The 17,651-nt window shown below is 66.0% G+C and carries 16 protein-coding genes and 1 tRNA gene; 7 read left to right on the forward strand and 10 right to left on the reverse strand.

All coding sequences use genetic code 11. The features are described from left to right. Positions 1-42: 42 nt before the first annotated feature. Positions 43-345, reverse strand: a complete 303-nt coding sequence (locus tag P2Q66_RS06070; protein WP_079597890.1) for a DUF4193 domain-containing protein — start codon at positions 343-345, stop codon at positions 43-45. 113 nt (positions 346-458) lie between these two features. Continuing rightward, on the reverse strand, positions 459-641 hold the full coding sequence (locus tag P2Q66_RS06075) for a hypothetical protein (protein ID WP_275726365.1): 183 nt from the start codon (positions 639-641) through the stop codon (positions 459-461). A gap of 141 nt (positions 642-782) precedes the next feature. Here P2Q66_RS06075 and P2Q66_RS06080 point away from each other — a divergent pair, with 141 nt between their 5' ends. After that, the gene (locus P2Q66_RS06080; RefSeq protein WP_115524294.1) at positions 783-1,130 is read left to right on the forward strand and encodes a hypothetical protein; all 348 of its coding nucleotides are present in this window, start codon (positions 783-785) and stop codon (positions 1,128-1,130) included. Between the two features lie 30 nt (positions 1,131-1,160). Here the strand turns inward: P2Q66_RS06080 and P2Q66_RS06085 are convergent, their stop codons facing one another. The 5 genes from P2Q66_RS06085 to P2Q66_RS06105 form a co-directional block, all read right to left on the reverse strand. After that, a complete protein-coding gene (locus tag P2Q66_RS06085; protein WP_275726367.1) occupies positions 1,161-2,414 on the reverse strand; it encodes an MFS transporter in 1,254 nt (417 codons plus the stop codon). 12 nt (positions 2,415-2,426) lie between these two features. Then, on the reverse strand, positions 2,427-4,595 hold the full coding sequence (locus P2Q66_RS06090) for an elongation factor G-like protein EF-G2 (RefSeq protein ID WP_275726369.1): 2,169 nt from the start codon (positions 4,593-4,595) through the stop codon (positions 2,427-2,429). Between the two features lie 141 nt (positions 4,596-4,736). Beyond that, positions 4,737-5,159, reverse strand: a complete 423-nt coding sequence (locus tag P2Q66_RS06095) for a ChaB family protein (RefSeq protein ID WP_275726370.1) — start codon at positions 5,157-5,159, stop codon at positions 4,737-4,739. Between the two features lie 97 nt (positions 5,160-5,256). Beyond that, positions 5,257-5,333 (reverse strand) — tRNA-Thr (locus P2Q66_RS06100). 188 nt (positions 5,334-5,521) lie between these two features. Further along, positions 5,522-6,397: a thioredoxin domain-containing protein gene (locus P2Q66_RS06105; protein WP_275726372.1), complete on the reverse strand. Its 876-nt coding sequence runs from the start codon at positions 6,395-6,397 to the stop codon at positions 5,522-5,524. A gap of 180 nt (positions 6,398-6,577) precedes the next feature. Here P2Q66_RS06105 and P2Q66_RS06110 point away from each other — a divergent pair, with 180 nt between their 5' ends. From P2Q66_RS06110 to P2Q66_RS06125, 4 genes are all read left to right on the forward strand, one after another. After that, complete coding sequence (locus P2Q66_RS06110) at positions 6,578-8,080, forward strand: trehalose-6-phosphate synthase (protein ID WP_079597874.1); 1,503 nt, start codon at positions 6,578-6,580, stop codon at positions 8,078-8,080. Continuing rightward, the gene (otsB, locus tag P2Q66_RS06115) at positions 8,070-8,903 is read left to right on the forward strand and encodes a trehalose-phosphatase (protein ID WP_275726373.1); all 834 of its coding nucleotides are present in this window, start codon (positions 8,070-8,072) and stop codon (positions 8,901-8,903) included. The genes P2Q66_RS06110 and otsB overlap by 11 nt, the downstream gene beginning before the upstream one ends. Before the next feature lie 217 nt (positions 8,904-9,120). Continuing rightward, positions 9,121-10,203 carry a sn-glycerol-3-phosphate ABC transporter ATP-binding protein UgpC gene (gene ugpC, locus P2Q66_RS06120; RefSeq protein ID WP_013599924.1) on the forward strand — a complete coding sequence of 361 codons (1,083 nt, stop codon included), beginning with the start codon at positions 9,121-9,123 and terminating at the stop codon, positions 10,201-10,203. A gap of 146 nt (positions 10,204-10,349) precedes the next feature. Continuing rightward, positions 10,350-11,768, forward strand: coding sequence for a DUF4032 domain-containing protein (locus tag P2Q66_RS06125; protein ID WP_079597876.1), 1,419 nt, complete (start codon positions 10,350-10,352; stop codon positions 11,766-11,768). A 2-nt stretch (positions 11,769-11,770) separates the two neighbouring features. Here P2Q66_RS06125 and P2Q66_RS06130 read toward each other — a convergent pair whose 3' ends face one another. Further along, the gene (locus P2Q66_RS06130) at positions 11,771-13,141 is read right to left on the reverse strand and encodes an FAD-linked oxidase C-terminal domain-containing protein (RefSeq protein ID WP_275726378.1); all 1,371 of its coding nucleotides are present in this window, start codon (positions 13,139-13,141) and stop codon (positions 11,771-11,773) included. Between the two features lie 196 nt (positions 13,142-13,337). Here P2Q66_RS06130 and P2Q66_RS06135 point away from each other — a divergent pair, with 196 nt between their 5' ends. Then, on the forward strand, positions 13,338-15,071 hold the full coding sequence (locus tag P2Q66_RS06135; RefSeq protein ID WP_275726380.1) for a glycoside hydrolase family 13 protein: 1,734 nt from the start codon (positions 13,338-13,340) through the stop codon (positions 15,069-15,071). Between the two features lie 2 nt (positions 15,072-15,073). After that, on the forward strand, positions 15,074-16,123 hold the full coding sequence (locus P2Q66_RS06140; RefSeq protein ID WP_275726381.1) for a LacI family DNA-binding transcriptional regulator: 1,050 nt from the start codon (positions 15,074-15,076) through the stop codon (positions 16,121-16,123). On the opposite strand, the gene P2Q66_RS06145 is transcribed toward P2Q66_RS06140, so the two are convergent. Together P2Q66_RS06145 and P2Q66_RS06150 are read right to left on the reverse strand one after the other, a co-directional pair. Then, a complete protein-coding gene (locus P2Q66_RS06145; RefSeq protein WP_275726382.1) occupies positions 16,120-16,644 on the reverse strand; it encodes a hypothetical protein in 525 nt (174 codons plus the stop codon). The genes P2Q66_RS06140 and P2Q66_RS06145 overlap by 4 nt on opposite strands. A 192-nt stretch (positions 16,645-16,836) precedes the next feature. Further along, positions 16,837-17,418: a dihydrofolate reductase family protein gene (locus tag P2Q66_RS06150; protein WP_275726384.1), complete on the reverse strand. Its 582-nt coding sequence runs from the start codon at positions 17,416-17,418 to the stop codon at positions 16,837-16,839. Positions 17,419-17,651: the final 233 nt, after the last annotated feature.

The following is a 17,651-nucleotide window of genomic DNA, read 5'->3' on the forward strand; positions in this document are numbered from 1 at the left end:
CCACCCTGGGAGGGTGCCGGCGCCGGGCTTCGTACTGGAGACCTAGCCTTCGCAGTCGCGGCAGTACTTCATGCCATTCTTTTCCCGCGCAACCTGGGAACGGTGGCGGACCAAAAAGCATGACGAGCAGGTAAATTCATCGGACTGCTCAGGAACAACGATGACCGTCAGTTCCTCGTTGGAAAGGTCGGCGCCGGGCAGGTCGATGCCTTCAGCAGTGTCATTCTCGTCAAGGTCAATGACCGCGGTCTGGGCGTTGCCGCCACGTGACGCCTGAAGGGCCTCGAGCGAGTCCGCCGGAGTCTCTTCTTCCTGCTTGCGTGGAGCATCGTAATCGGTAGCCATAGCGTGTTCACTTTCGTTGCTGCGCAGCGCCATCTCAGGCACCTCAGTGAAGCAGTTTAGGGCATGATCCCGTAACGGACGCAAGAGTGTGTGCAAGCAGACACCGCGGTGTGTTAGAGCTGCTGGCCAGCGTGGTGCGCTCGGGCGTGCCCCGCCCCCACCGCCACTCCGCTCAGGGCCGGAAGCCAGCCCCAGCGGGTGGCGTCGGCCATGGCATCGGCGGCCTCGTCCGGGGACTCATAGGTGAAGGTGTCGATGAGCCATGCACGGAGCCGGCCAAGGAAATCAGCTGTCATCCCTGAAAGGTAAGCGGTGATTGTTGTGGGCGCGTTTCCCGGCGGTCTCGCAGGCGTTAACCATGGCGGTTTCCCCGGCGCGGTCCTACGCTGGAAGCCCTCCGGCTGCCGGCGGCCGGAACCCGCAGGAAAGGAACCATGATGGCGGCACGGCTGAACCGCACTGCATTCGCCCACGCCCGGGAGCTTATTAAGGCGGGCAAGGTTGAACGTGATGTCCGGGATGACTGGAGCGAACATGCTCCCTCCACGGACCAGGAAAACGCCTTCATCGACAAGCACGGCTTTGGCAGCTTCGCGGAATGGCACCTTGGCCGGGACGACGAAAAGTCGGACGGCACCAAGGGCAGCGTCAGCTTTCCCTTTGGCGACTTCAGCAAAGTCCACCGCTGCGCCGTCATCTCTTTGGAAAGCAGGGCTGCCCAGTACGGGCACGACGACATCCGGGATGCAGCAAAGAAGCTGCTTGAGCTGATGGACGCGGACTGAACCACATCAACCGCCGCACCAAGGCAGCCACTAGGACGTTGCTGTCAGGTCAGATGCCGTGTCTGCCTGCGAGCGCTGCCGCCGGCTCAGCAGGATAAACGGCGCGGCAAGCACCTGCACCACACCGCTCACGGCGAGCGACGCCGGATAGCCATAAAGGTCTGCGCTGCGGCCGAGCAGCGGCTGCACCACTACCCCGCCGCTTGACCCCATCAGGGAGTCGAAGCTGAGGACGGTTGCCCGCTGTTTTGAGGCAATCATGTCGTTCAGGTAGGCCTGCCGCACGGGAGTGCCTGCTGCGCCCACCACGGCCCACAGTGCCAGCAGCACCAGGGCAAGCCAGAACGTGCTGGTGAACAGCAGCACCACCAGGATCAGTGAGCTGACCACGTTGCTGGCAATCAGCACGGTGGTCCGTTTCCGGACCAGCTTCCGGATGCGCGGTGCCATCCATCCGCCCACGATGTCCGCTCCCGCCACGATGGCAGCGGCCAGGCCAGCCACAGCGTAGGCCCGGGGATCCCCAAAAAGCTGCAGCAGGTACGGCTGCAGGGCGTAAAAGACGTAGAAGCCCACTCCTTCGGTGAACGGCGCAGCCAGCATGATGTACCGCACGGGCGGATGTTTCAGGCCGCCATCCACCGAGGCTTTGAGGACCGTCCGGGTGGCCCGCAGGGGGTGCGGCGACCGCTCCGGCGTGAAGCCGACGTCGTGCATCAGCAGGAACGCCACCGCGAACATGGCCACCAGTACGCCCACGCGCACCAGGAACGGGACGCCCAGGCTGGTGGCCTGGGCGATCACCCCGCCTGCCACGGAGCCGGCGAGCATCGCCACCCCGCTGACCATCTGCCCGCGCCCGAGCACCGTTTCCAGCCCGCCTTCGTAACCGGAAAACCGCAGGGCGTCCACCAGCCAGGCTTCCACCGCCCCCGAAAAGAAGGTGAAACCCAGGCCGAGCAGTACGGACACCACCGCCCACCACAGGAACGGGGCCGACATCTGCCAGAGCAGGTAGTACAGGAACGTGGAAACGGCCAGGGTAATGGTGCCCAGCAGGAACGAGGTGCGGCGTCCCCAGCTGTCGGCCACCACGCCCGTGGGCACCTCAAAGAGCACCATGCCGGCTGTGAAGAAGGCGTTGGCGGCGAAGGCCTCCAGGTTGCTGAGGCCGGCGTCGAGCAGGAAGAGGGTGTTGATCCCCCAGATAAACGATGTCGCCAGGGTGTTGCCCAGCGTCAGCGTCAGGTAGACCCGCTCGATTTTCCGGGCCGCCGGGTTCATGGCGTTATCGGCTCAGGACGGGCTGTAGCTCGCGGGCACAGGATCGTGCCGCAGGTAGCGGCGGGTGAACCGGCCTGTTCCGGAGGTCAGTGCCCGAAGTTCGACGGCGTAGCGCAGCAGTTCCTGGTCCGGCACCTCTGCGGCGATTTCCGTCAGTCCGTCCCCGGACGAGTTGGTGCCGGTAAGCCTGCCCCGGCGCCCGGAGAGGTCGCTCATGACAGACCCCACATGCTCGTCCGTCACGGTGATGCTCACTTCCGACACCGGTTCCAGCAGCTGGATTTTCCCTGCGGCCGCCGCCTCGCGCAGGGCCAGTGCCCCGGCCGCCTGGAACGCTGCATCCGACGAATCGACGCTGTGCGCCTTGCCGCCCACCAGCCGCACGCGGACGTCCACCACCGGGAATCCGGCGGACACGCCCTTCTCCATCTGCGCGCGGACGCCCTTTTCCACGGACGGGATGAATGTTCCGGGAATAACACCGCCCACCGTCTTGTCCACGAACTCGAAACCGGCGCCGCGGTCCAGTGGTTCCACTTCGATGTCGCAGACGGCATATTGTCCGTGGCCGCCGGACTGCTTCACGTGGCGGCCGTGCCCGGCCGACGGTGCCGCGAATGTTTCCCGAAGCGGAGTTACCACCTCCACGGTATGCAGCTTCACGCCCTGTTCCCGGATCCTGTCCAGCACCACGTCAGCGTGGGCCTCGCCCATGCACCACAGCACCAGCTGGTGCGTTTCGGCGTTCCTCTCCACCCGCAGCGTGGGATCGCCGGCCGCGATTTTGCCCAGGCTCCGTGCAAGTGCGTCCTCGTCGCTGCGGGAGTCGGCTTCGACAGCCACCGGAAGCAGTGGTTCGGGCATCTCCCAGGTGGCGAGCATGAGCGGCTTGTCCCGCGATGAAATCGTGTCTCCCGTCTCGGCGCTTCCCAGTTTCGCCAGCGCACACATGTCCCCGGCCACAGAGTAGGGCACGGGCCGCAGGGTGGCACCGAGCGGGGAGTAGATGTGGGTGACGCGCTCGTCGGTGTCGTGGTCCTGGTGGCCGCGGTCCGCCAGGCCGTGGCCCCCAACGTGCACCGGCGAGTCCTCGCGCAGCGTCCCGGAGAACACCCGGACCAGGCAAATCCGGCCCAGGAACGGGTCGATGGACGTGCGCACCACCTCGGCCGCCAGCGGCCCCGACGGGTCACAGGCCAGCGATGCCACCGGGTTGCCCGCCAGGTCCGTCACGTCGGGCAGGCTCCCCTCGGTAGGAGGCGGGAACGCGCGCACCAGCACTTCCAGCAGCTCAGCCGTACCCAGCCCGGTCACCGCGGACGTCGGAATGACCGGGAAGAAGGACCCCCGCGCGACGGCGGTTTCCAGGTCGTCGACCAGGACCCCGGTATCGATGTCCTCGCCTTCCAGGTAACGGTCCATCAGGGTCTCGTCTTCGCTTTCGGCGATGATCCCCTCGATGAGCTCGCCGCGCGCTGCCTCCGCGGCCGCCATTTCGTCGGCGGTGCCCTCGCGCGTGGCGGGAATCTCCCCGGAGGCGTAGTCGGTGACCGTGCGGGACAGCAGCCCCAGGAGGCTGGTGACGTTCCCGCCGGACCTGACCGGGAGGTAGAGCGGCAGGACGCCGTCGCCGAACGCTTTCCTGCACTCGGCGAGGACGACGTCGTAATTTGCGCGCGGATGGTCCATCCGGGTGATCACGACGGCGCGTGGCAGCCTCGCCTGCTCGCACTCGCCCCACAGGGCGGTGGTGGTGGCGTCGATCCCGTCAACGGCCGAGACAACAAAAAGGGCGGCGTCCGCTGCCCGCAGCCCTGCACGCATCTCGCCGATGAAATCGGGATAGCCCGGCGTATCCAGGATGTTGACCTTGATGTCTTCGATCAGCAGCGGCACCAGCGAGAGCGTCACGGACCGCTGCTGGTGGACCGCGGCGGGGTCCGAATCGCTGACGGTGGTCCCGTCGGCGATGGATCCCTTGCGGGTGATCATGCCGTTGGCGGACAACAGGCCCTCGATCAGCAGGGTTTTGCCGGCGCCGGAATGCCCTACAAGCGCAATATTGCGGATCTGCGCGGGGTCCTCGGCCGCGATCCCGGCAGAAGCATCCGCCCGGCGTGTCTCAGCTCCATTCCGGCCGCCGGGTGTCCTCGCTGAGTCCTTGGTGCCTTTTACTGACATGGGATCCTCCTGGCGTCTTTGCCGTGCAACCCGTCCTAACGTGTCCTCTGATTCGACACCTTGGGCGGCAATAGGGCAAGACCGCCGGCGGCCCTGGACGCAGGCGTTCCCTTCCTGCCGGGCGATCGACTGCGGGCGGGGCTACTTCCTTGCCTTGCGGGTGGCGGAGTCGTTGGCCTTCTGGAGCGCCTTGACCAGCTCGTCCTTGTCCATCTTCGAGCGGCCCTTGACGTCCAGCTCCTTGGCAAGCTTGTAAAGGTGCTCCTTGGACGCATTTGCGTTGACCCCGCCCGCGGTGGGTTCGGAGGACTGGATGCCTTCCTCCGCACGCTTGTCGGAAGGGCCCCGCTTTTCCTTCGGCTCCCAGTGGTCGCCCACCTTCTCGTAGCTGTGCTTCAGGGATGCGTACGCGGCACGGGCGGCCCGGCCTTCGTCATTATCGTAGGACTCGAGGGCGGAGTCGTAGGTCTTGGCGAACGTATCCTGGGCTTTTTGTTCGGAGCGCTGCAGGGTCGAGGGAAGCTCATCCTTGCGGGCATGGTCGTTCTTGCCGGTCTTGGGCATGGCACCCGTCCTCCTTTTATCAGCAGGCTGATCATTCGGATGACACCAGCTTAATGCCGGATTCAGGGGATACGGCCGGGACGGGTGCGGAAAGCAGTGGAGCCCCCTGTCGGATTCGAACCGACGACCCCCGCTTTACAAGAGCGGTGCTCTGGCCAACTGAGCTAAGGAGGCACACCCTTGCGGGCGGGCGCCTGAACGGCGCTAGATAAGGGTAGCCCAACACCCGCCGCTGGTAAAAATGCCCTTCTGCCCGCTGCCGCGGGGAGCCCGGACGGGAACAAGTCACCCCGGTGCCACAGAAAAAGGCCCGCCCCGGAAGAAGATCCGGGACGGGCCTTGAGCAGGAAGTCCTGCCGGTCCTAGGCCTTGGCGTCGATGGCAGCCTGGATCTCGGCGTTCAGGTCGGTGCTGCCGTCCCACTGCTTGCCGTCGATGAAGACGGTGGGGGTTCCGGTGATTCCAACATTGGAAGCCAGCTGCGTGGAGTACTTGACGTAGGGACGGAAGGTCCTGTCGTCGACGCAGCTGTTGATGTCCGCACCAATGTCACTCGCCAGCGACTTCAGCTTGTCGTCGGAGAGGCCGGCGCCGCCCTCGGCGGGCTGGTTCGTGAACAGGAGATCGGCGTATTCGGCGTACTTCCCGGGAGCCTGGTCCGCTACGCACGCGGCGGCGTTGGCTGCACGGGAGGAGTAGTTGGTGGTGGACTGGCGGTCCAGGAAGCCCAGCGGCCGGTATTCCAGGGAAATCTTGCCTTCGTTGCGGAGACCGGTCAGCGCGTCGTTATAAGTGTCTTCGAACCGTTTGCAGACGGGGCAGATGAAGTCGATGTAGGCCACCACCTTGACCGGCTGCCCTTCTTCGGCCTCGGCACCGGGGGCAACCACAGGGCTGGGCAGGGTCTCAGGCTTGGCCGGCACGTTGGCAATGTCCACGGTGGCGGCGTCCGTCGCCTTGACCTCCGTGTTGGCCAGCAGCGTAACGCCGCCGTTGACGTTGCCGTTGGCGGGAACGGGTCCCTGGTCGGCAATGGGGGTGTTCTGCCGGATGCTGGTGGTGACCACCAGGGCCACGACCGCCAGGATGGCCACGACGGCCACCACGATGCCCCAGCCGATCAAGAGCTTGTTGCGCTTGTCTTTCTTATGCTGGGCTTCGCGGATCAGGCGCGCTTTTTCCCGCGCCTCCGCGGTTCGCTCAGCTTTCGACTTACGTACTTCGTTTGCGGGGCTCATGTGTTCCTTGGGTCGATCGACGTGGGGGGACCACTCAGTGGCAACTACCTCATTTTAGGGGAGAAAGCTGAGAGCTTGCGCTTTCAAGTATTCCTCCGGCTTGACCAACGGACGAATAGCACGGAAGATTCCGTCCCGTTAGGGTGGGCTGAGAGGCACAAGCAACCCCAGGGGGCCGCAATGCAAACACCTGTCCAGGAAAAACCAGCCGCCAAGGCTGCGCCCGGCGCCGCCGGCTCCGGCCACGGCGGCGAGACCAAGTACGACTTCATGGTGGTCTCCAACCGACTGCCCGTTGACCGTGTCGCCGCCGGCGAGAACGGTGACGACGGCTCCGGCTGGCGCCGCTCCCCCGGCGGCCTGGTGACGGCACTCGCGCCCATGATGACCAAGACCGACGGCGCCTGGGTGGGCTGGCACGGCGCGCCGGACGAGACGGTGGAGCCCTTCAGCCACGGCGGCATGGACCTGGTCCCCGTCCAGCTCAGCACCGATGACGTGGAGCTGTATTACGAAGGCTTCTCGAACGCGACACTGTGGCCGCTGTACCACGACGTCATCGCGCCGCCGGAATTCCACCGGACCTGGTGGGACGCCTACCGCAGGGTCAACCAAAGGTTCGCCGACGCCGTCGTACGCCATGCGGACCACAAGGCAACCGTGTGGATCCAGGACTACCAGCTGCAGCTGGTGCCGCGGCTGGTACGCGAAGCCCGGCCCGATCTCCGGATCGGCTTCTTCAACCACATCCCGTTCCCGCCGCCGGAAATCTTTGCCCAGCTGCCGTGGCGCCAGGCCATTATCGACGGCCTGCTCGGCGCTGACCTGGTGGGCTTCCAGCGGGCCAGCGATGCCGGAAACTTCATGCGCTCGGCACGCCGGTTCCTCGGCGCCAGCGTCAAGCAGCAGCAGGTGCACGTCAAGGGCCAGGACGGCGAAATCACCCATATCGCCCGGGCGCAGGCCTTCCCCATCTCCATCGATGTCCAGCAGATCAGCGAGCTTGCCGCCAAACCGGAAATCATCGAGCGTGCCCGGCAGATCCGCCAGGACCTGGGCAACCCCAAGACCATCCTGCTTGGCGTGGACCGCCTGGACTACACCAAGGGCATCCGGCACCGGCTGAAGGCGTTCGAGGAACTCCTGGCGGACGGCAAACTGTCCGTGGGAGACGCCACCCTGATCCAGGTGGCCTCCCCCAGCCGCGAACGCGTTGAACAGTACCGCCTGCTGCGGGAAGAGGTGGAAGGCACGGTGGGCCACATCAACGGCACCTACGACACCATCGAGAACACCGCCGTCCGCTACCTGCACCACAGCTATCCCGTGGAGGAGATGGTGGCGCTGTACCTGGCCGCCGACGTCATGCTGGTCACCGCGCTGCGGGACGGCATGAACCTCGTGGCCAAGGAATACGTCACGGCCCGGACCAACAACGACGGCGCCCTGGTGCTGAGCGAATTCGCCGGCGCCGCGGACCAGCTCAAGCAGGCCCTGCTGATGAACCCGCACGATATTGACGGGCTCAAGAGCGCCATCATGCGGGCGGTTGAGATGTCTCCGCGGGACGCCGCCCGGCGGATGCGCGCCATGCGCAAGCAGATCCTGGAACACGACGTGGACTACTGGTCCGCAGACTTCCTGGCCGCACTGAACGAAAAGGTGGTGCGGGATGACTCCTGACGGCCGCTCCAAGAGTCCGCTGGCACTGTCCCCGGAGCTCCGCGAGGCCGTCCGGCGCATCGCCCGCACCGACCATCTGCTGGTGGCCATGGATTTCGACGGGACCATGGCACCCATCGTGGGGCATGCCGACGATGCACGCCCCCTGCCGCGCGCGGCCACTGCCTTCGCAGGGCTCGCCGTGCTGCCGCGCACCACGACGGCGCTCATCTCAGGGCGCGCCCTCGCCAGCCTGCGTGCTGTGGCGTCGCCGCCGGTGGACTCGCTGCTGATTGGCAGCCACGGCGCCGAGGCGTGGCTGGGCCCGGGCTCAACCGGGCTGACCCTAGACGAAGAGCAGAAGGCGCTGCTGGCCGAGGTCCGTGCCATCCTCGGGGAAATCGTTGAGGAAGCCCCGGGGACCATGCTGGAGGACAAGCCTGCCGGCGTGGTGCTTCACACCCGCCTTGCCGCCGATGACGTTGCCGAGGACGCGGTTGCGGCCGCACGCTCGCTGCTCCAGGACCGCAAGGGGGTCTTCCTGAAGGACGGGAAGCGGGTCCTCGAAACCTCGGTGGTCAACGCCTCGAAAGGCGAGGGCGTCACGTTCCTGCGGCAGATCACCGGGGCCACGGCTGTGCTGTTTGCCGGTGATGACACCACGGACGAGGACGCCCTGGCACGGCTCGAGCCGGGCGACGTGGGCGTGAAGGTGGGGCTGGACTTTACCCAGGCGCAGTACCGCGTGGAGGCTCCGGTCCACGTGGCGGAGCTGCTGGAGGCCCTGCTGCAGGAGCGGAGCGTTGCCGTGGCGGAAGAGGATCCGCAGGCCGCCCCAAGCTAGGCGTGCGCAAGCCCACGTGTGACGTCCGTAACATTTGCGACAATAAACGAAGCATCTGACATACTCTTGCTTGTGATGTGGCGCACAGACACCGTGCGGCGTCACTCTTTGCACTCTGGCTTCGCCGGAGTGCAGCCTGCAACACAAAACTGAACAAACATGAACCATTCACAACGGATCGTCCGGCACGTACCTGCCGGTGAAGGGATTGATAACTGTGGCTACAGTTACTTTTGATAACGCTACGCGTCTGTACCCGGGCACAGATAAGCCCGCCGTCGATAAGCTCAACATCGACATCGCCGATGGCGAATTCCTGGTCCTCGTTGGACCCTCCGGTTGCGGTAAGTCCACCTCCCTGCGCATGCTCGCAGGCCTTGAGGACGTCAACGCAGGCCGCATCCTGATCGGCGACCGCGACGTCACCGATGTTCCACCGAAGGACCGCGACATCGCGATGGTTTTCCAGAACTACGCGCTGTACCCGCACATGACTGTGGCCGACAACATGGGCTTCGCCCTGAAGATCGCCGGCGTTTCCAAGGAAGAGCGCGCCGAGCGCGTCCGGGAAGCAGCCAAGCTTCTTGACCTCGAGCAGTACCTGGACCGCAAGCCGAAGGCCCTCTCCGGCGGCCAGCGCCAGCGTGTCGCCATGGGCCGCGCCATCGTGCGTAACCCGCAGGTCTTCCTCATGGATGAGCCGCTGTCCAACCTCGATGCCAAGCTCCGCGTCCAGACCCGTACGCAGATCGCATCCCTCACCCGCCGCCTCGGTGTCACCACCGTTTACGTGACGCACGACCAGGTTGAGGCCATGACCATGGGTGACCGCGTCGCCGTGCTGAAGGACGGCCTGCTGCAGCAGGTTGACACCCCCCGCAACCTCTACGACCGCCCCAAGAACGTGTTCGTTGCCGGCTTCATCGGCTCCCCGGCCATGAACCTGCTGGAACTGCCCGTGGTCGACGGCGGTGTGCAGTTCGGCGGGACCGTCTACCCCGTGCCGCGCGACGTCCTCGAAGAGGCACACGGCTCCACCGTGACGCTGGGCAGCCGCCCCGAGGACCTCGAAACCGCTCCGCACGGTGAAGGCCTGAAGGTTGAGGTGGACGTCGTCGAAGAACTCGGCGCCGACGCCTACGTCTACGGCCACACCACGCTTGACGGCAAGGACCACGACATCGTGGCACGCGTCGACGGCCGCCGCCCCCCGATGAAGGGCGAGTCCATCTACGTCCGTCCGCAGTCGGGCCACGTGCACCTGTTCGACACCAAGACCGGCCTGCGCCTGGGCGACTAGTCCCCCGTTCCGGTGGTTGAGCCTGTCGAAACCTCCGGACAGCACTCCAAACTGACGGCGGCCCTCCTGACGGATGGGCCGCCGTCGGCTTTTAACTGGCCGGCGGAAGATTAGCTGGCCTGCCCCAAGTACGGAAGAATTGAGTTATGACCGAGGAATACAGCGCCCAGTGGCACGATGAACCCACCGACTACGCGCAGATCGGAAAACTGCCGCGGTTTGTGGCCGCAAGTGCCGACGACGGCAAGCTCGCCTCGGTCTCCAGCTCCCTGAACATCACCGCGGCGGCCGCCGACCCGGAGCTCCTTGACCTTCCCTGGCACATCGCCCTCGAAGATTGGCCTGCCGAGAACCTGGCAGCCCTCCCCCGCGGCATCTCCCGCCACATCGTGCGCTTCGCCCACCTTGGCGGATCGGTCATCGCCATCAAGGAAACCTCCGAGCACGTAGCCCGGCACGAGTACCACATGCTGCGCAAGCTCGCCCGGCTGGACGTCCCCTGTGTGGAACCGGTAGCGGTGATCACCGGGCGCACCACCCCGGACGGGCGCCCGCTCAACCCGGTCCTGGTCACCCGGCACCTGAAGTTCTCCATGCCGTACCGCGCGCTCTTCTCCCAGATGCTCCGCAAGGACACCCTGACGCGCCTCATCGACGCACAGGCGCTGCTGATGGTACGGCTGCACCTGATCGGCTTCTACTGGGGCGACGTGTCCCTCTCCAACACCCTGTTCCGCCGCGACGCCGGCGCTTTCGCCGCCTACCTGGTGGACGCCGAAACAGGTGAGCTGTACCCGGACCTGTCCACCGGGCAGCGTGAATACGACCTCGAAATTGCCCGGGTGAACATCGCCGGGGAACTTATGGACCTGCTGGACGGGGGGCTGATCGAGGAAAAGGTGGATCCCGTAGCCACCAGCGAGCTGATCATGGACAGCTACCGGCGCCTCTGGGCGGAGCTGACGGAGAAGGAGTCCTTCGAACTCGGTGAGCGGTGGCGGGTCAGTGCCAGAATCCGCCGGCTCAACGAACTCGGCTTCGACGTCGAGGAGTACGCCATCAAGACCACCCAGAACGGGTCAACCATCCAGCTGCAGCCAAAAGTGGTGGACGCCGGACACCACCAGCGGCGGCTCCTGCGGCTTACGGGTATTGACGCGCAGGAAAACCAGGCCCGGCGGCTGCTTAATGACATGGACTCCTTCCGTGCGGACAACAACCCGGACATGGACGAGGAATACAGCGCCCATCTCTGGGTCAGCCAGATCTTCGAGCCGATCGTCAGGTCCATCCCGCGGGACCTGTCCGGGAAGCTGGAGCCCGCCGAAGTGGTGCACGAGGTCCTGGAGCACCGCTGGTACATGTCCGAAAAGCAGGAGCGGCACATCCCCTTGGCCGAGGCCGTGCAGTCCTACATCGACTCCATCCTCCGGCACCGCCGGGACGAAGCCGCGATCATGCTGAACCCGGACACCGGCCTGCTGAAAATCCTTGAGGTGGAGACCGAGGAGTCCCGCTACGGCGAGGACGAGTCCATCGACGAATATCCGGACTCGGACGACTAAAGCTAGATCGCCTTGCCGGGGTTCAGGATGCCGGCAGGATCAAACAGTTCCTTGATCCTGCGCTGCAGCTCACGGACCGGTTCGGGCTGCTCCTGGCCCAGCCACCGCAGCTTGTACTGGCCAACACCGTGCTCGCCCGTGATGGTGCCGCCCATGTCCAGGGCTACGGTGATGGATTCATCCAGGACCTGCTGAAGCCGCGCCAACGCCGCAGCATCCACAGTGCTGCCCTGCCTGTCGATCCAGAACGTGGGGTGGAGGTTGCCGTCCCCGGCGTGTGCCACCACCTTGAGGTGCACTTCGTGGCGTGCCGCCATGGTTTCCAGGGCCGCTACGTAGTCCACCAGGCGTGAGCGCGGCACGGCCACATCCTCGCCCACGCGGTATTCGTCGTCCACCTCCACGCCCCTGCTGTGCCGCCGGAGTTCCACCAGGCGCTCAGCTTCGGCGCTGGCTTCAGTGGTGACAGCAGCCCCTCCTGCCCGCAGGACTTCCCGCACCACCTCCGCCTCGGCTGCGGAGCCGAACCCGTCCGTCTGGACCAGCAGCAGGGAGCGTCCGCGGGCGGTGAGGTCGGAGCCATGGATCTCGTCCAGCTGGGCAAGCGTGCCGCCGTCGAGCAGTTCCATGATGGCCGGCTGGACCCGTGCCTTGCCTACCGCCAGGACTCCTGCCGCCGCCATACGGAAGTCAGGGTAGAAGGCCGCCACCGTGTGCACCTCCTTCGGCAAGTACTTCAGGCGGACGGTAACACCCACCACGATGCCCAGCGTTCCTTCCGATCCCACGAACAGCCCGGTCAGGTCATAGCCGGCCACACCCTTGAAGGTCTGGTGGCCGGTGTGGAGAAGCGAGCCGTCCGCCAGCACCACGTCGAGGGCAAGCACGGAGTCCCTGGTAACGCCGTACTTTGCGCAGCGCAGGCCGCCGGCATTGGTGGCAACATTGCCGCCAATGGTCGAGGTGCGGAAGCTGGCAGGGTCCGGCGCGTACATCAGGCCGTGCACAGCAGCTGCCTCGTTGAGCACGGCGTTTACCACTCCCGGCTCCACCACTGCCGTCTCGTCGTCCGGGTTGAGCGCAAGGATGTGGTCCATCCGTTCGAGCGACATGATGATGCAGTTCTCCGTGGCATGCGCGCCGCCGGATACTCCGGTTCCCGCACCGCGGGCTACCACCGCCACTCCGTAGTCCGCACAGGCGCGCACCACTGACTGCACGTCGGCTACCGATTCGGGAAACACCACCGCCAGGGGCAGCTGAAAGTCGATGATCGGCGCCTGGTCCACCGCGTACCGGTGCAGTGACGTCTCCGCCACGTCAACCTGGCCCGCGGCCAGGATGCCCTCGAGCTCGTCAACAATGCTTCCCACCAAGGCCTCCACCCGCCGTCGGACATGTCCTCCCAGTTTAGGCGGCGACCGGACTGGACCTGCGTAACCTTCGGTCCCGCTGCTGCAAGCGCTTCCAGTCCTGACCAGCAGTTATGTACCGCGGGAGCCATGGGCTCTGAGAATAATCATGGAAGCGTTTTCATTTTTATGCTCCACCGCGCTTATGCTGTCACTCATGTCTGTCGAAACTGTGACTCCCGACACTTCCCTGAACGCCGGGCCGCTGACGCTCATCCATGAGGCGGACAACGCTCCCGGCTGGTGGCGCTCTGCCGTGATCTACCAGGTGTACCCACGTTCCTTCCGGGACCTCAACGGCGACGGCGTGGGCGATCTTGCGGGAATCAGCGAGGAACTCCCGCACCTGGCGGACCTCGGCGTGGACGCGGTCTGGCTGTCACCCTTCTACCGGTCCCCCCAGCGCGACGCCGGCTACGACGTCAGCGACTACTGCGACGTGGACCCGATCTTCGGAACACTCGGCGACTTCGACGTCATGATGGCGGAGTCCCACCGGCTGGGCCTGCGCGTCATCGTGGACCTGGTGCCGAACCACTGCTCGGACCAGCACGCAGCCTTCCAGGCCGCCCTCGCGGCGCCGGCCGGCAGCCCGGAGCGGGACATGTTCATCTTCCGGGACGGAACGGGCCAGGAAGGCTCCGAGCCGCCCAACAACTGGCAGTCCCACTTCGGCGGGCCGGCCTGGACCAGGGTGGCCGGGCCGGACGGGCAGTCGGACCAGTGGTACCTGCACCTCTTCGATTCGTCCCAGCCTGACTTCAACTGGGACAACCCGGCCGTCCACGCCGAGTTCGAACGCGTGCTGCGCTTCTGGCTGGACCGCGGCGTGTCCGGATTCCGGGTGGACGTGGCCCACGCCCTGGTCAAAGCTCCCGGCCTGCCCGCCTGGGGCGGACGCGCAGACGGCGGCAGCAGCGAAGGGTTCCCGGGCCACGAAGCACCCATGTTCGGCCAGCCCGCCCTGCACGACATCTACCGGAACTGGCGCCGGATCCTGGACCAGTACGGCCCGGACCGCATCCTGTGCGCGGAAGCCAATGTGGATCCGCTGCCGCGGCTGGCCAACTGGGTCCGGCCGGACCAGATGCACCAGGCCTTCAATTTCCCCTACCTTCATGCCGGGCTGGACGTGTACCGGCTGCGCGGGGTGATCACGGATTCGCTCGAGGCACTGGACGCCGTCGGCGCACCGAGCACCTGGGTGCTGTCCAACCACGACGTGGTCCGGCACGCCAGCCGGTTCGGCTACAACGGGCAGGGCCCCCGCGACGGGGACGGCATCGGCCCCGCCGATCCCCAGCCGGATATCGCCCTGGGCCGACGCCGGGCGGCGGCCGCCTCCCTGTTCATGCTGGGGCTTCCCGGTGCCGCCTACCTGTACCAGGGCGAGGAACTTGGCCTGCCCGACGGCGTCGACATCCCGGAACATCTGCGGCAGGACCCCACCTTCGCCCGTACTGGCGGGCAACGCCTGGGCCGTGACGGCTGCCGCATCCCGCTCCCGTGGCGGGCCGCCGAGACCCACCTTGGCTTTGGCCACGGAAGCGACCCCTGGCTGCCTTTTCCTTCCTCGTTCGCAGCCCTGGCCCGGGACCTCCAGGCCGCCTCGCCGTCGTCGCACCTTGCGCTGTACCGGGACATCCTCGGGCTCAGGCGCGGGCTGAACCTCGGCCGGGGCTCGCTGTCGTGGGCGGAGGACTGGTGCACCGGTTCCTCCCTGGGCTACGTCAACGGCACTACGCTGGTGCTTATGAACCTGAACCACGATCCCCTGGAGATGCCTGCCGGGCATGTGCTCCTCCGCAGCGACCCGTCAGGCGCCGGCCGTTTCCTCGCTTCCGGTGAGACGGCCTGGCTCCAGCTTGGACCGGACGCCGCAGCAGACTGAGCATGGCCGGTATCAAAGAAGTAGCGAGCAGGGCAGGCCTGTCCGTTGCCACCGTGTCCCGGGCGCTCAGCGGCAAGGCGAACGTCTCCGCGAGGAGCCGGCAGCTGGCCCAGGAAGCCGCCCGGGAGCTGGGGTTTGTGCCGTCCTACCACGCATCCAGCCTTGCCTCCGGCCGCAACCACAACATCGGGCTGGTGGTCCCGTCCGTGAACCGCTGGTACTTCTCCTCAGTACTGGAAGGCGTATCCGAGGCACTGCTGGACGCGGGCTACGACCTCACGCTGTACAACGTGGGTGACCAGCCGGAACGGCGCCGCAGCGTACTCAGCGACTTCCTGCTGCGGAAGCGGCTTGACGCTGTCATTGCCGTTGCCCTGGTGCTCGGCGAGGACGAGATCCAGCAGCTGCTGGCCGTCCACCGGCCGATTGTTGGTATTGGCGGTGCACTGCCCAGGGCGTCCACCATCAGGATCGATGACGAGCGGCTGGCACGGCTGGCCACCGATCATCTGATCCGGCTTGGGCACACCCGGATCGCCCACATGACGGGGGACGCAAACCTGAACCGCGATTTTAAGCTCCCGGGCATCCGCCAAAGGGGCTATGAGGCCGCCATGAGGGCCTCGGGCCTGGCGGTGCATCCGGAGTGGCGTGTGGCCGCCGATTTCACCGTCCAGGGAGCCTATGCCGCCGCACGCCGCATGCTGGGGACGGCAAGTGAACGTCCTACCGCCGTTTTTGCGGCTTCGGACGAGATGGCCGTGGGCGCCATCCTGGCTGCCCGGGAATTCGGGTTGCAGGTTCCTTATGATCTTTCAGTCGTGGGCATGGACGGGCACGAGTTGGGTGAAACGTTTGGTTTGACCACCATCAGCCAGGACCCCCGGGGGCAGGGGCGCCTTGCCGCCAGGACGGCACTTGAGTTGCTGGGCGAGACGCGACATGATTCCGACGGCGGGCCGGCACCGCAGGTGGCCATCGCCCAGGAGTACCCCACAGAGTTTGTGATCCGGACGAGCACCGCGGTGCCGCCGGAGCCGGCTCACGGTTAGCCTGCCTGGTTACCGTTCGGGTCCGCATCTGCGGGAGCACCCATAAAGCGGGCGTAGCGGGCAAGGATCTGCGGCCAGGCCTCGACGTACTCCGCGCGGGCCGCGGCCGGATCCTCTGCACCTTCCCAGCCTTCGTGGAAGACGCGCACTTCCACGCCTTCGTCCACCGCGCGGAAGACAACCAGCAGTTCCGTGGACCAGAGGGCTGTAGAGCCGGGGTGCCACGTGGCATGGAAGGACAGCGGTGGCTGCCAGTCATCGAGGGTTCCCCAGATGCTGGTGCGTCCGTCATCGGCGGTTTCCAGGATGAGGTTCTCTTCGAACTCCACGTAGGAGCCCGCTCCGTAGACGCCGTGCGATTCCAGGGGCCACCACAGATGTGTATGGTCGGTGAAGCCGGCGAAAGCGTGTGCCACACTGCCGGGAACAACAACCGTCTCCACCACGGGCTCCAGGGGGTCTGGAGCGGACTGGCTGTCGCTGCCGAAGGGGTCCTGGCCGTGGCTGAAGAGGCTGCTCATGGTGTTCTACTTTACCCGCGCGGCGCTGGGGCCCTCTCAGCTGCGGTCGCTTCGGCACCGGACAACGGGGGACGCTCTCTCACATCCTGCAGGTTTCCGGACGACGCTCTCTCACCCGGGGGACGCCCCATCAGCTACCGCAGGATTCCGAGCGACGCCCCATCAGCTGTCGCGGGTTCCCGGGATACGCGTTCAACGTCGCACCCGATAGCGCAGGTGAAGCACCCGGTTGCCCTGGATCACCGTATCGGGCCCCTCCAACAGGTGCTGCGAGTGGACCGGCCCGAAGTAGCGCTTGCCGGACCCGAACACAACGGGTACGACGTCCATGCGCACCTCGTCGACCAGGCCCGCGGCAAGCATCTGGCCACCGACGTCGCCAGCGGCAACCTCGACGATGCGGTCACCCGCAAGCTCTTGCGCCTTGGCCATGGCTGCCTCGACGCCGTCGACGAAGTGAAACGGCGCCCCAGGGTCCCAGCCCTCGGGCTGCGGCCGGTGCGTCACGACGACCACGTGGTCGATCCCGCTCGGAGGCTTCCCGTCCCAGCCGTCCGTCAGGTCGAAGACGTGGCGGCCGACAAGTGTCACCGCGATCTGGTCCCAGTACGGCCGAGTGTAGTCGTAGGACGTCTGCGAAACCTTCACTTCGCCGCTCTCGTCCAACGGGACGTCACCGTTGGACAACCAGTCGAACAGGGGTCCGGGCTGGTCATTCTCGTCCGCGACGAAGCCGTCCAGCGACACCGAGCTGTACATGACCACTTTGCCCACCGGGCCCTCCTCTGCTTCGGGTGCCCCCACATTAGCGTGCCGTGAGCCGTCAGCGTAGTAAGAAATTAACCGCCGGCATGGGCCAGACGGAACATGCCTGATTCTTCTGCAGGAGCTGATGGAGCGTCCGCGGGTTTGCTGCGGGAGGTGATGGGGCGTCGGGGTTTGTGTTGTGGGTGTTGTGGTTAAAGTCGTAGGGCCCTGACATTCCTTGTCAGGGCCCTACGTAATTT

The sequence above is a fragment of the Arthrobacter sp. Cr_A7 genome, from assembly GCF_029222765.1.
Lineage (GTDB): Bacteria > Actinomycetota > Actinomycetes > Actinomycetales > Micrococcaceae > Arthrobacter.